Source organism: Chromobacterium sp. Panama (genome assembly GCF_003052555.1).
In the GTDB taxonomy this organism is placed as follows: domain Bacteria; phylum Pseudomonadota; class Gammaproteobacteria; order Burkholderiales; family Chromobacteriaceae; genus Chromobacterium.
In genome coordinates this window covers 1,512,404-1,525,829 of the sequence record NZ_QARX01000001.1, presented here as the reverse complement: position 1 = coordinate 1,525,829, position 13,426 = coordinate 1,512,404, and the positions used below count along the sequence as shown (strand labels likewise).

The window sequence follows — 13,426 nt, the reverse complement described above, 5'->3', positions numbered from 1 at the left end:
GGCCGGTTGGCCGGCAATCGTCTTCACCAACAAGTTCGTACTCAAGCCTCGGGGAGCCATGCCATGGAAATTTTGCTTTTATTCGCCCTCATCGCCGCTGTGGTCGTCGTCGCCAAGATGTTGAGCGGCCCGGTGGAAGACCAGGACCAACTGGCTCCGATCCGCATTCGCAACGATCAGGACCAGCGCCGTCGCTGACCCCCGTCCACGCATAAGAAACGAAAAAGCGCGCCGCTAGGGCGCGCTTTTTTCATTCGGCGACACGCGGATCAGAACTCGCGCTGCGGCACCAGCACCGTCCGGTTGCCGTTGCTTTCCATCGGGCTGACGATGCCCGCCGCTTCCATTTCCTCGATCAGCCGCGCGGCGCGGTTATAGCCTATGCGCAGATGGCGCTGCACCGATGAAATAGACGGCTTGCGGGTGCGCATCACGATTTCCACCGCCTCGTCGTACAGCGGGTCGCTTTCCGTCGCCGCCTGCGCCTTGGCCGTGGCCGCGGCGGACTCCTCCTCCGCCTCGCTCTCGCCGGTCAGCAGGCCTTCCACATAATCGGGCTCGCCGAACTGCTTCAGATGTTCGACGATGGCATGCACTTCGTCGTCGGTGACGAAGGCGCCGTGCACGCGCTGCGGGTAACCGGTGCCCGGCGGCAAGAACAGCATATCGCCCTGGCCCAGCAGGCTTTCCGCGCCCATCTGGTCCAGAATGGTGCGACTGTCCACCTTGCTGGACACCTGGAAGGCGATCCGCGTCGGAATATTGGCCTTGATCAGACCGGTGATCACGTCCACCGACGGCCGCTGGGTGGCCAGGATCAGATGGATGCCGGCGGCGCGCGCCTTCTGCGCCAGCCGCGCGATCAATTCCTCGATCTTCTTGCCGGCCACCATCATCAGGTCGGCGAACTCGTCCACCACCACCACGATGAAGGGCAGCGCCTCCAAGGGCTCCGGCGTTTCCGGCGTCAGGCTGAACGGATTGCCGATGCGCTGCCCCATGGCTTCGGCCTCGCTCACCTTGTCGTTGTAACCGGCCAGATTGCGCACGCCCAGCGCGCTCATCAGCCGGTAGCGGCGCTCCATCTCGCCCACGCACCAGTTCAAGGCGTTGGCCGCCAGCTTCATATCGGTGACCACCGGAGCCAGCAGATGCGGGATGTCGTTGTACACCGACAGTTCCAGCATCTTGGGATCTATCATGATGAAGCGCACTTCGTCCGGCCGCGCCTTGTACAGCATGGACAAAATCATCGCGTTGACGCCCACCGATTTGCCGGAACCGGTGGTGCCGGCCACCAATAGATGCGGCGCCTTGGCCAGATCCATCGCCACCGGCTGGCCGGTGATGTCCTTGCCCAAGGCCAGGGTCAGGCGAGAACGCGGCTGCTGGAACACTTCGGAGGAGAAGATCTCGGACAAACGTATCATCTGGCGCTTGGGATTGGGCAGCTCCAGACCCATGCAGGTTTTGCCGGGTATGGTTTCCACCACCCGGATCGCGGCCAGGCCCAGCGCGCGCGACAAATCCTTCATCAGATTGACCACCTGATTGCCGCGCACGCCCACCGCCGGCTCCACCTCGTAACGGGTGATCACCGGGCCGGCGTAAGCGTCCACCACGCTGACCTTGACCTTGAACTCGGCCAGCTTTTCCTCGATGACGATGCCGCGCTCCAGCAACTCCTCCTCCGAGCACGTCACCGTCGCCTCGTCCGCCGGGCGCAGCAAATCCAGCCCCGGCAAACCGTAATCGTCGTATACCGGCCGCGGCTTGGCTTCCGCTTTGGCGTCCGGCGTCGCCGCCTGCTCCACCTCGGCCTGCGCCTGCCGCGCCCATGCCTCGGACGCCTCCGGCGCCGGCTCGGCGTCCCAGGGCGGACGAAGCTCGGCCAAGACTTCCTCCGGCTTCGCTTCCGCCGCCGGCGGCTCGATCAAGACCCAGGGCATGGGTTTGGCCGCCAGCTGCCGCGCCGCGGCCGCCGCCGAAGGCGGCTCTTCCGCCGGCAACACCGCCTGCTGCACCACCGCGGGCTTTTCATCCTCCTGCACCAGAACCGAGCGCGTTTGCGGCCAGCGCCACGGCGCCGGCTCCGGCGGCCGCGTCGGCTCCGCCTCGTCTACGGTCTGCGGAACGGAAACCGGAACCGTGTCGATAAGCGGCAACGCCGCCTCGTCGGCCGCGGGAGCCGGAGGCGCGGCCTCGGCCGGCGGCGGCGCCCATTCCTGCTCGGACCTGGGCTCCACGTCAAACAGAAACGCCGGCGCGGCGGGCTCGACCGGCGCGAATACCGGCGACGCCGGCTCCGACGACGGGGCCTGGGCCTCGTCCTCCGGCCTAGGCGGCGCGATCTCCGCCATCGGCGCGGACATCTCCTCGAACACCACCACTTCGGGCTCGATCAACGGCGGCGCCGGTCGCGCCTGCGCGGGCGGCGGAGACAGCCAGCCGTGATGCGCGGGCCGCGCGCTGGCCGGCAATTCATGCCGCACCACGGGCGGCGGCACGATTTGCGGCTCCTCCGCCTCTTGCGGCTTGAGCGCCTGGGGGCGAATCACGAAAGCTTGAGGCGCGGCCATGGTTTTGCCGCGCTTGGAATGGATGTGGCGCAACTGCTCGCGCACCTCGCTGGGCTCGATCACCGGCAAGGCGGACGCGCCCTGATCCTTGGCGCTCTGCGTCAGAACCCGGGAGGCCTGGCGGCGACGGTAATCCGACTGCAGATTATGTTGCAGCTCATGCAGGCCGATCACCGGCAGATCCTTGGCCTGTTCTTGCTCGGCCGACGGCTGGCGCACGCGCTTGCGGTATTCGCGGGACAGTTCCAGCGTCGGCAGTTCCGGCTTGGCCTGCGGCGGCGCGGCCGGCCGTTTCGGCAAGACCACGGTTTCGCGCTCGACGGCGGCCGGCGGCGCTTCGCGCTCAGGGGACGGCTGCGGCGCGGACCGTCTGGCCGGCTCCTGCTCGGCTGGAGCGGGAGACACGTCGCGGGGCGCGATCGGCTCGGTCCGAGGACGGCTCCACGTCTCCGCGGCGTGCGGCCCGGCGTCGGCCTCCTCCGCGAAGTAGTCCGGCTCATGACGCTCCGTCGGCGACATGCCCAACAAGCGATCCAGCTTTTGGGTCCATTCGGACAAGACGACGCGGCCGGTATACACCAGCCAAGCCAGCGCACCCAGCACCAACAGCAGCACACACAGCACAAACCACACAGTTCACAACCTCTGACGATGTCGAAAATTAACGGCCGGACCCGCACCCGCTGCGGGCCCGACTGCGGCGATTGTACCGTTTTTTATAGTGTTCGCGGCAGGCGCGCGCGGACGATGAGCGTCCAGGCGGAGAAAAAAATTAAGCCGCGGCATGATGCGGCGGCTTAATCCCTGCTGGCGGCGCGGTCCGGCTAGGCGGCCAGTTGCAAATATCCCTGCAGCTGACCGTTGGCCAACAAGCGGCGCAGATGGCTGCCCGGCGTGGGGCCGGCGTAGGCGACGCCGGCCTGTTTGCAACGCAGCACCTGGCCGGTGGCCAGGGTCACGAGCTCCATTTCCAACACCCAGGCCTGAACGTCGTCCACGCCTTCGACTTCCGGCTCCAGCGTCGCGGTCAGGCGATAGCGGCCATCGCCGGAATTCACATCCAACAAGCCCATCAGCCCCAGATTGTTGCGCACATCGGCATCGTCCGCGTCAAAAGCGCCCGTCGCCAACGCGGCGGCCGGCAGCTTGTCTTTAACAGTGTTTGCAACCATGACAGTTAATCCCCTTTGATGTTGTTATCGTTTGCCGCTTTGGGCTGGCCGCGGTTCAAAGCGCCGCGCGGGCGCGGGCTCCCGAACTAAATCAGCCGCGGAGACGGGAAACGCCGCAACATCATGCTGCATTTCATTGGCCTACTGCAATCCCTTGCCAGAGGCCTCTGCGTTGCGAGACGGACAAACTGTCCTTTTTGCCACTTCTTCACATTGCGGGACGATTACAGCAAACGCGGATTTAGCGTATAGCGGCCGCTCAAGCTGGCCGAGGCCAACACATGGCCGTCCAAAGCCGCGACGATATTCGCAGGCGTCAAGACGCCGTCCACCGGCAAAGCTGCCACGTCCAAGGCGTAGACGGTGAAAACGTAGCGGTGCTCCAGGCTATCGTTCCACGGCGGGCAGGGGCCGTCGTAGCCGTAGTAGTCGCCGGCCATAGCCGCGTCGCCGGCGAACCAGCCGGTGTAGTCGTTGATGCCGTGACGCAAGCCCTGCGGCGCGTCCGGACCGCTCTTGCCGCGTGCGCTCACCCCCGCGCTGTGGCCGCCCTCGGCGATCTCGCTCTGTCCGGCGGGAATGTCCAGCAGCAGCCAGTGATAGAAGTCCACCCGCGGCAGATCCGCCGGCACCTCCCTGCCCTCCTGATTGACGTCGTCGCCGCGCGACGGCACGTCCGGATCATGGCATATCAGCGCGAACGAGCGCGTCCCCTCCGGCGCTCCGCTCCAGACCAGATGCGGGTTGAGGTTGTCGGACAGCGCGACATGGCTGTCGGCGTCCGGCACGCAGAAGGCCAGGCGGCCCGGAATGCGTTCCCCGTCTTGAAAGCTGCGGCTGTGCAATTGCATGAATCTGCTCCTTGACTACGGCCGGCGATAGGCCGATTGAAAAAAAGCCCCGACTTGCGGGGCTTTGGCGATGCTGGATATCAAAACCGGCCAGGCTTAGCCCGCCTTCACCACCTGGGCGATGGCGGAAGCCACATAGGTCAGGTTCTTGCTGTTCAACGCCGCCAGGCAGATGCGGCCGGTGGACACGGCGTAGATGCCGAAGTCGGCGCGCAAGCGCTCCACCTGGGCCGCGCTCAGGCCGGTATAGGAGAACATGCCGCGCTGCTGGGCGACAAAGGAGAAGTCCTGAGCCACGCCTTCGGCCTTGATCGCCTCGACCAAGCCGACGCGCATCGCGCGAATGCGATCGCGCATGCCGGCCAGTTCGTCTTCCCACAGCTGGCGCAGTTCAGGGTTGGACAGCACCGCGGCCACCACCGCGCCGCCGTGAATCGGCGGGTTGGAATAGTTGGTGCGGATCACGCGCTTCAGTTGGGACAGCACGCGCGCGGATTCTTCCTTGCCGGCGGTGACGATGGACAAGGCGCCCACGCGCTCGCCGTACAGCGAGAAGCTCTTGGAGAAGGAGCTGGACACGAAGAACTGCAGGCCGGAGGCCGAGAACAGGCGCACGGCGACGGCGTCGGCGTCGATGCCGTCGGCAAAGCCCTGATAAGCCATGTCCAGGAAAGGCACCAGGCCGCGCTCGCGGCAGACCTGCACCACCTCGGCCCATTGCGCGTCGGACAGGTCGGCGCCGGTGGGATTGTGGCAGCAAGCGTGCAGCACGATCACGGAGCCGGCCGGCAGTTGCGCCAGGAAGGCGCGCATGCCGTCGAAATCGACGCCGCGGGTGGCCGCGTCGTAATACGGGTAGTTTTCCACCTCGAAGCCGGCGGACTCGAACAGCGCGCGGTGGTTTTCCCAGCTCGGGTTGCTGATATAGACCTTGGCCGCCGGGTTCAGGCGCTTCAGGAAGTCCGCGCCGATTTTCAGGGCGCCGGTGCCGCCCAGCGCTTGAGCCGTCACCACCTGGCCCGCCTTGATCAGCTCGCTGTCCGCGCCGAACAGCAGGTTCTGCACCGCGCTGTCGTAAGCCTGAGCGCCTTCGATCGGCTGGTAGCCGCGCGGCGGCATGGTTTCAAGACGCGCCTTCTCCGCCGCCTTCACCGCCGCCAACAGCGGAATCTTGCCGTTGTCGTCGGAATAAACGCCAACGCCCAGATTCACCTTGGTGGTGCGGGTGTCGGCGTTGAATGCTTCGTTCAGGCCCAGGATAGGGTCGCGCGGCGCCAGTTCTACGGCGGAGAAGATCGAGGTCATGCAAGGCTCCATTACTTTACGCAACAACCGGCCAAAAGCGCTCGCCCTGGCCGGCTGGACAAGAAAAACCGGATGGCCACAGTCTAACATGGAGAGCCGTTCTCCGGGCTCTCATCCACCGTCGCCGCGTTTTGACAGTGCGTCGCCCGGCCATTACCCTGACATCAGCCACCCAAGCATTTCCTTGCGGCAGCCACAGGAGCATGACTCAATGAAAAAAGGCATCTTGCTGTTCTGGCCCTCCTTCATCATCGCCATTCTGGCGACAGGGGTGTTCTTCTCCATTTTCGATCCGGCCGAGCTCAGTCTGCACGGCAAAACCCTGTTCAACGACAAGCTATCGGCCTACTCGGTGTTTTTCCTGGTCAGCTGGGCTTTCGGCGCGCTCAACACCAGCATTGTGCTGCTGTTGGAAAAAAACGCCCGCGAACTGAACGGCTTCACCCCGCCGCCGGTGGTGATACCGGAAGACGACGCCGCCCAGCCCTAAACCCCTGCCGGCAGGCATGAAAAAAGGAGCCTCGCGGCTCCTTTTTCTGTTTGACGGCACGGGCTCAAATCACGCCCAGGCCCTTCAGCATCACCACCAGGATCAACAGCGGCGACACATAGCGCAGCACGAAGAACAGCGCTTTCAACAAGCCCTCGTTCTTCAGGGCGCCCTGATTGCTCAGCGCCTGCTTCAGCTGTTCGAAGCCCCACATCCAGCCGACGAACAGGCAGAGGAAGATGCCGCCCAATGGCATCAGCAGGTTGGAGGTCACGAAGTCGAACAGGTCGAACAAGGTCATGCCGAAGAGCTTGAAGCCGGACAGCGTGCTGTTGGACAAGGCGCAGCCCGCGCCCACCAAGGCCAGCAGCAGCAGGTTGATCACCGTGGCCTTGACGCGGCTGATGCCGAAGCGCTCGCTGAACACCGACACCGGCACTTCCAGAATGGACAGCATCGCGCCGGTGGCGGCGATCGCGGCCAGCACGAAGAAGGCCACCATGAACACATTGCCCAGCGGCATGCTGGCGAACACCGCCGGGATGGTGATGAAGAGCAGCGACGGGCCCGCCGCCGGCTCAAAGCCGAAAGCGAACACCGCGGGAAAAATGGCGATGCCGGCCAGCAGGGAAACGAACAGGTCCGCGCACATCACCCGGAAGGTGGTGACCGGGATGTTCTGATCATCGCGGAAATAGCTGCCATAGGTAATCATGGTGCCCATGCCGATGGACAGCTTGAAGAAGGCCAGCCCCACCGCGGTCAGCACCACCGCGCCGCTGATCTTGGAAAAATCAGGGGTAAACAGGAAGTCCAGCCCTTTGGCCGCGCCGGGCAGCATCAGGCTGCGCGCGCCTATCACCAGCAACAGCAGGAACAGCAAGGGCATCAGCTTCTTGGTCACCGCCTCGATGCCTTTGGACACCCCCATCAGCAGAATGCCGCCTATCAGCAGCAAGACCAGCCATTGCCACAGCAAGGATTGCACCGGATCGGAGATCAAGGCGCCAAACGCCTGCGAGGTCACCTTGGGATCGCTGGACAAGAGGCCGCCGCCCAAGGACTTGAACACATAGGCGAAGACCCAGGCCGCCACTTCGGAATAGAAAGCCATGATCAGGAAGGCGGCCAGCACGCCGAAAGCGCTGATCAGCCACCAGGGCTGACCGGCCGGCGCCAGCGTCTTCAGCGCCGTCACCGCGTCGCGCTTGGCTTTGCGGCCCAGCATGATCTCGGCGATCATCACCGGCAAGCCCACCAGCAGCGTGGCCAGCACGTACACCACCAAAAAACCGGCGCCGCCATTGGTGCCGGTCAGATAAGGAAACTTCCAGATATTGCCGAGGCCCACGGCGGAACCGAGAGTCGCCGCCAACACGCCAAAGCTGGAGGTGAAGCCGTCTCGCGACTTGGCCGCGCCTCCCTGCCGCACAGATCCCACGTTCTGACTCATTTATTTTTTCTTTCTGACTACCGCGGCGCCAACGCTCGCCGGCCCCTTGGGACCGGGCGTTGAACAGCTGCTCACGCCGCCATAAAACAAGCCCGCCTAAGGGATCCCCCCGGCGGGCAACTTGAGTGTTCGGCTTGTCGCCGGCAGCGATTTTGCGGCTATTCGGTCATCAGCGCAAAAAAATCTTCACGGTTTTTGCGTCAGCTCATCTCCCAGTCGCCGCAACCAGGCCGCGCACTGCTCCAGTTGATCGATGTCGATGTATTCGTCGGGCCGGTGCGCTTGTTCGATGTTGCCGGGCCCCAACACCACGCAAGCGATGCCGGCCTCGCTGAACAGGCCGGCCTCGGTGGTGTAGGCGACGCCCTTGCCGCCGTCGCAGCCGCACAAGCGCGCCACGGTGCGGCGCACTGCGCTGTCTTCAGACGATTCGAAGGCCGGGCTGTACACCACCCGTTCGATCTCGATCTGCGCCTCCGGCGCCACCTCGCGCATCTCCAGCAACAAGGTGGCGGCGTAGTCCCGGACGGAACTGACAAAACGCTCAGGCCCATCGCCCGGCAACCAGCGGCACTCGAACATGAATTCGCAATCCTTGGGCACGATATTGCAGGCGGTGCCGCCATGAATGGTGCCGGTCTGCAAGGTGGTGAACGGCACATCATATAAGGACTGACGATGGCCGAAGGACGCTTCGGCGTCGGCCAGCTTGCGGATATGGGTGATCAGCCGCGCGGCGAACTCGATGGCGTTGACGCCTTGCGGGGTGAGCGAGGAATGCGCGGCGCGGCCGCCCACCTTGCACAGGAAATGAGCGATGCCCTTGTGCGCGATCACCGGCTGCATGCTGGTGGGCTCGCCGACGATGCAGCCCGACACCTTGACCCCGTCCGCCGCCAGGCGGTCTATCAGCCGGCCCACGCCCAGGCAGCCGACTTCCTCGTCGTAAGACAGGGCGATGCCTATGCCCTGCCTTAATTCTCCGCGCGCGGCCAACTCCGCGAACCAGGGCGCCAGCGACAGCACGCAGGCGATGAAGCCCTTCATATCGGCGGAGCCGCGGCCATACAAGCGACCATCGCCCTTGTCGGTCAGAACGAAGGGATCGCTGCTCCAGACCTGGCCGTCCACCGGCACCACGTCGCTATGGCCGGACAGCACCACCAGCGGCAGCTCCGGCGCGCCGATGCGGGCGAACAGATTGGCCTTGCTGCCCTCGTCGTTGAAGGTCAGCGTGGACTCCACGCCCAATTGCGACAGATAAGCGCGCGTCCACTCGATCAATTGCAGATTGGAATGCCGGCTGGTGGTGTCGAAGCGAATCAGTTCCGCCAACAGTTCTTGCGCCGATTGAACCATCACACACTCCCACGCTTGCCGCGGTATTAATATAGATGCCGCCCAGTCTGCCTGCGCGGCCGCGCTTCGGCAACCGACGCCGCGGCCGGCGTCGCGACAAAAACGCACGCCGAGCTTGGCAAAACGGCCGCTTGTCGTTAGAATGCGTCTTCTCTTGAGGCGGGTCTCCCCGCATTGCGCGATAGCGAACCTGGTCAGGTCCGGAAGGAAGCAGCCACAGTTATTTAGCGCAAGTGCCGGGGGTCAGGCTCGCCGCCCCTCCCCTTTTTTTCAGTCTCAAATGCCAAAACGCTTTACAAAAAAGCGACCACACAGTATCTTTTTGCGTCTCGACCTGCAAATCCCATTGTCCTTGACAATAAGAATCCACTAACATTGCAAAAAACGAAGTCGACTCTTAACGGAACTTCATGAACTTTTTTGCATCAGAATTATTCCTGATGGATTTTTTTTGCTATTTTTAGGGTGCAGGGCACGAAACCTAAAAAATATTAGAACCAATATTCTTTGATACTGAGAGGAACACTCATGAAACTGTTTGAAAAGATCCCCAACCCGCGTGAGATCCGCCGCAAGCTCGGCCTGAACCAGCAAGAATTCTGGAGCCGCATCGGTGTGACCCAGTCCGGCGGCTCCCGCTACGAAAGCGGCCGCAACATGCCCAAGCCGGTGCGCGAACTGTTGCGCCTGGTTCACGTCGAGCAGATCGACCTGTCCAAGGTTCGCCGCGAAGACTTCGAAATCGTCGAGTACCTGAAGGAAACCCACCCGGACCTGTACAAGAGTCTGCGCAAAGCGGTTCGCACCAAGCTGGAAGCCCAGGACGGCAGCGTGGAAGCCACCGCCGGCTGATCCCCTTCCGCGAGGAAAGCCAGCCCGCAGCGATGCCGGCTGGCTTTATTTTTGCCCGCGTGATTGTCCGACAAGCAACGGCGCGCCTCACTCCGTCCATGCAAGGCGCCCGCCATGCCATCAGCCTAGTCCCCCGGGTTGCGCACCAGCAACACCGGTACGTCCGCCAGTTTAAGCACGCCCTCCGCCACGCTGCCCATCAGCAAATGCATTAAGCCGCTCCAGCCATGGGTACCCATCACTATCAAATCGGCGCCCCAGACGCCGGCGTCGTCCACCAGCACCGCGGCGATTTTGTCGCCCCAGCTTTCCAGGATCTTGCAATCCGCCGTCACGCCCAGTTCCTTGGCCTTGGCCCCGGCCTGGCCCAACACCTGCTCGCCCGCCTGCTTGATCGATTTCTGCAGCTCGGTCGCGTCCAGAAACTCGGTGCCGCCCCAGCCGAACTGGGCCAAATCCACCACATGCACCAACTTCAGGCTGGCGCCCACCTCCTTGGCCAGATGGCAAGCCTCGTGCAATGCCAGGTTGGAGGTTTCACTATCATCCACGGGTACGAATATGCGCTGATACATGACTCTGCTCCTTGTTGTATTTGCCTTACACTTGCAGTCTATCAAACCATGCCACTGCCCTGTTGACTCAGGTTAAGACAAACAACTCAGCCAAACCACTCGCCCAAAGCCCACATCATGCCCAGAATCCAGATTGTCCTGCCTGAGCGCTTCGCATTCGAAACCCGCGTCGACATCCGCATCGGAGACATCAACTACGCCGGCCACCTAGGCAACGACGCCGTGCTGAGACTGGCTCAGGAAGCGCGGCTGCGCTTTTTACAAAGTCTAGGCTATCCGCACGAACTCAGCATCGAGGGCCTGGGCGTCGTGGTGGCGGACACCGCCATCCTCTATCGCGCGGAGGCCTTTCACGGCGAGGTGCTGCGCTTCGCGCTGGCCGTGGACGACGTCGGCGCGCGCGGTTTCGATCTGCTCTATCAGGCAAGCAATGACAAAACCGGGAAAGAAGTGGCAAGATTGAAGACAGGCCTAGTCTTCTTCGACTACGTCAGCCGCAAGCCTGCCGCCATGCCCCCAGCGTTTCTGGAGCGGCTAGGCGTCACATCAGAATAAAGGAAAGGCGTCATGAGAAAATACGCACTCAATAGCCCGGAAGCACTGGCGCGCCTGCTGGCCATGTTTATGATCACGGATGGCAATATGGACCCGCGCGAGCTGGAGCTGCTGGAGAAACTCCACGTCTACGACCTGATCGGCCTGCCGCGCAAGCAGTTCACCAAGGTGCTGGTGGATTACTGCGACGACGTCTCCGACGAAGCCAACGACGACGGCACCATTCATTTGCTGGACGCGGAGCGCATCAACGGCCTGCTGGCCGAGGTGAGCGACCACCGCAAACGCATCCTGGCCTGCGTGCTGGCCATGGACATCAGCAAGTCAGACGGCACCATCAGCGAGCCGGAAATGGCCTTGCTGAGCCATATGATGAAAAGCTGGGGCATTTCGCTGGACGATCTGGAACGCGAATTCGCCCGTTAACCCCTTTCCGCGCCAAAGCAGCCGTCCGCGCGGCTGCTTTGGCCATTTTGAAGCCTCCCCCGCCCATGACGAGCAATACCCGATTTTCCGGCACCGACAACTACATCGCCACCGAAGACCTGATGATGGCGGTGAACGCCGCCATCACGCTGGAGCGCCCGCTCCTGATCAAGGGCGAACCCGGCACCGGCAAGACCATGCTGGCCGAGGAAGTGGCCCGCAGCCTGGGCCGAGAGTTGATTGTCTGGCCGATCAAGTCCACCACCAAGGCGCAGCACGGCCTGTACGAATACGACGCGGTGTCGCGGCTGCGCGACTCGCAGCTGGGCGACGCCCGCGTGCACGACATCCGCAACTACATCGTCAAAGGCAAACTGTGGCAGGCTTTCGACGCCGACGCCGCCCCGGTGCTGCTGATCGACGAAATCGACAAGGCCGACATCGAATTCCCCAACGATCTGCTGCGCGAACTGGACCAGATGGAGTTCTTCGTCCACGAAACCCAGGAGTTCGTGCGCGCCCGCCAGCGCCCCATCATCATCATCACCTCCAATAATGAAAAAGAGCTGCCGGACGCCTTCTTGCGCCGCTGCTTCTTCCATTACATCCGCTTCCCGGACCGGGACACCATGCAGGCCATCATCGACGCCCACTTCCCCGCCCTGCGCCAGCAACTGGTCAGCGAAGCGCTGGAGGTGTTCTTCTCCATACGCGAGCTGCCGGGCCTAAAGAAGAAACCCAGCACCTCGGAATTGCTGGACTGGCTGAAACTGCTGTCGGCGGAAAACATGGACGCCGCCGCGCTGAAGCAGCGCCATCAGGACAACGCCCCGCCGCCGCTGGCGGGCGCGCTGCTCAAGAGCGAACAGGATCTGCAATTGTTCGAGCGCCTGATGCAGATGGCCAGGCTGCGCCGCTGAAATGGACATCCTGGAGCGCTTCGCCGCCTCGCTGGCGCTGGCTGGCCGCAGCGGCCACACCGCCGCCGCCTACCTGCGCGATCTGGAACAACTGGCCGCCCTGCTGAGCCCCGCTCCGCTGGAGCGGGCCGAACACGCCCAGTTGCGCAGAATCCTGGCCAAGCTGCACGCGCAAGGCCTGCACAGCCGCAGCCTGGCGCGCAAGCTCTCCGCCTGGCGCCGCTTCTACCAATGGCTGTTGGACAACGGACAGCGCGGGGACGACCCCAGCCAGGGTCTGCGCGCGCCCAAACAGGACAAGCCGCTGCCCAAGGCCTTGCCGGTGGACAGCACCGCGGCCTTGCTGGACCGCATCGACGACAACGACGCGCTCTCCATACGCGACCGCGCGCTGTTCGAGCTGATGTATTCCTGCGGGCTGCGCCTGTCCGAAGCGGTGGGATTGAATCTGGAAGACCTGGACTTTTCCGACGATCTGCTGCGCATCCGCGGCAAGGGCGGCAAGGAACGCATTGCGCCGCTGGGCGCCGAGGCGCGCGCCTGCCTGCAGCGCTGGCTGGCGCAACGCCAGGCGGCGCAGGAGGAGCGCGCGGTCTTCATCGCCCGCCACGGCGGACGGCTGGGCGGACGGCAAGTGGAAAAACGCCTGCGTGACTGGGCGATCAAGACCGGCGCGCAACAACACGTACATCCGCATATGCTGCGCCACTCCTTCGCCTCTCACCTGCTGCAATCATCCGGGGACTTGCGCGCGGTGCAGGAACTGCTGGGGCACGCCAATCTGTCCAGCACCCAGATCTATACCGCGCTGGACTTCCAGCACCTGGCCAAGGTCTACGACGGCGCGCACCCGCGCGCGCGCAAAAAACCGGACAACAAAGACTAAAAG

General features: G+C 63.5%; 14 protein-coding genes and 1 other RNA gene. 8 read left to right on the top strand and 7 right to left on the bottom strand.

Annotation, left to right across the window (positions count from 1 at the left end; all coding sequences use genetic code 11):
• The first annotated feature begins 63 nt into the window (after window positions 1-63).
• A complete protein-coding gene (locus DB032_RS24745) occupies window positions 64-198 on the top strand; it encodes a hypothetical protein (protein WP_019100128.1) in 135 nt (44 codons plus the stop codon).
• A 71-nt stretch (window positions 199-269) separates the two neighbouring features.
• Here DB032_RS24745 and DB032_RS06970 read toward each other — a convergent pair whose 3' ends face one another.
• The 4 genes from DB032_RS06970 to DB032_RS06955 form a co-directional block, all read right to left on the bottom strand.
• Complete coding sequence (locus tag DB032_RS06970) at window positions 270-3,212, bottom strand: DNA translocase FtsK (RefSeq protein ID WP_233246661.1); 2,943 nt, start codon at window positions 3,210-3,212, stop codon at window positions 270-272.
• Between the two features lie 191 nt (window positions 3,213-3,403).
• Window positions 3,404-3,751, bottom strand: coding sequence for a hypothetical protein (locus DB032_RS06965; RefSeq protein WP_107798831.1), 348 nt, complete (start codon window positions 3,749-3,751; stop codon window positions 3,404-3,406).
• A 224-nt stretch (window positions 3,752-3,975) separates the two neighbouring features.
• Window positions 3,976-4,602, bottom strand: a complete 627-nt coding sequence (locus DB032_RS06960) for a YbhB/YbcL family Raf kinase inhibitor-like protein (protein ID WP_107798830.1) — start codon at window positions 4,600-4,602, stop codon at window positions 3,976-3,978.
• Window positions 4,603-4,698: 96 nt separating this feature from the next.
• Entirely contained in the window at window positions 4,699-5,898 is a 1,200-nt protein-coding gene (locus tag DB032_RS06955) for an amino acid aminotransferase (RefSeq protein ID WP_199226002.1), read from the bottom strand.
• 220 nt (window positions 5,899-6,118) lie between these two features.
• Here DB032_RS06955 and DB032_RS06950 point away from each other — a divergent pair, with 220 nt between their 5' ends.
• A complete protein-coding gene (locus DB032_RS06950) occupies window positions 6,119-6,397 on the top strand; it encodes a hypothetical protein (protein WP_107798828.1) in 279 nt (92 codons plus the stop codon).
• Window positions 6,398-6,461: 64 nt separating this feature from the next.
• On the opposite strand, the gene DB032_RS06945 is transcribed toward DB032_RS06950, so the two are convergent.
• Both DB032_RS06945 and argE read right to left on the bottom strand, forming a co-directional pair.
• Complete coding sequence (locus DB032_RS06945; protein ID WP_107798827.1) at window positions 6,462-7,850, bottom strand: sodium-dependent transporter; 1,389 nt, start codon at window positions 7,848-7,850, stop codon at window positions 6,462-6,464.
• 186 nt (window positions 7,851-8,036) lie between these two features.
• Window positions 8,037-9,209: an acetylornithine deacetylase gene (gene argE / locus DB032_RS06940; RefSeq protein WP_107798826.1), complete on the bottom strand. Its 1,173-nt coding sequence runs from the start codon at window positions 9,207-9,209 to the stop codon at window positions 8,037-8,039.
• Window positions 9,210-9,367: 158 nt separating this feature from the next.
• Here argE and ffs point away from each other — a divergent pair.
• Together ffs and DB032_RS06930 are read left to right on the top strand one after the other, a co-directional pair.
• Window positions 9,368-9,466, top strand: an RNA gene (gene ffs / locus DB032_RS06935) — signal recognition particle sRNA small type.
• Between the two features lie 271 nt (window positions 9,467-9,737).
• Window positions 9,738-10,061, top strand: coding sequence for a DNA-binding transcriptional regulator (locus DB032_RS06930; RefSeq protein ID WP_107798825.1), 324 nt, complete (start codon window positions 9,738-9,740; stop codon window positions 10,059-10,061).
• Window positions 10,062-10,186: 125 nt separating this feature from the next.
• Here the strand turns inward: DB032_RS06930 and DB032_RS06925 are convergent, their stop codons facing one another.
• Complete coding sequence (locus DB032_RS06925; protein WP_107798824.1) at window positions 10,187-10,636, bottom strand: universal stress protein; 450 nt, start codon at window positions 10,634-10,636, stop codon at window positions 10,187-10,189.
• Between the two features lie 117 nt (window positions 10,637-10,753).
• On the opposite strand from DB032_RS06925, the gene DB032_RS06920 reads away from it, so the two are divergent.
• From DB032_RS06920 to xerC, 4 genes are all read left to right on the top strand, one after another.
• Window positions 10,754-11,191, top strand: coding sequence for a thioesterase family protein (locus tag DB032_RS06920; protein WP_107798823.1), 438 nt, complete (start codon window positions 10,754-10,756; stop codon window positions 11,189-11,191).
• A 12-nt stretch (window positions 11,192-11,203) separates the two neighbouring features.
• The gene (locus DB032_RS06915; RefSeq protein WP_107798822.1) at window positions 11,204-11,617 is read left to right on the top strand and encodes a hypothetical protein; all 414 of its coding nucleotides are present in this window, start codon (window positions 11,204-11,206) and stop codon (window positions 11,615-11,617) included.
• Between the two features lie 65 nt (window positions 11,618-11,682).
• The gene (locus DB032_RS06910; RefSeq protein WP_107798821.1) at window positions 11,683-12,537 is read left to right on the top strand and encodes a MoxR family ATPase; all 855 of its coding nucleotides are present in this window, start codon (window positions 11,683-11,685) and stop codon (window positions 12,535-12,537) included.
• Window position 12,538: 1 nt separating this feature from the next.
• Window positions 12,539-13,423 carry a tyrosine recombinase XerC gene (xerC, locus tag DB032_RS06905; protein ID WP_107798820.1) on the top strand — a complete coding sequence of 295 codons (885 nt, stop codon included), beginning with the start codon at window positions 12,539-12,541 and terminating at the stop codon, window positions 13,421-13,423.
• Window positions 13,424-13,426 lie beyond the last annotated feature (3 nt).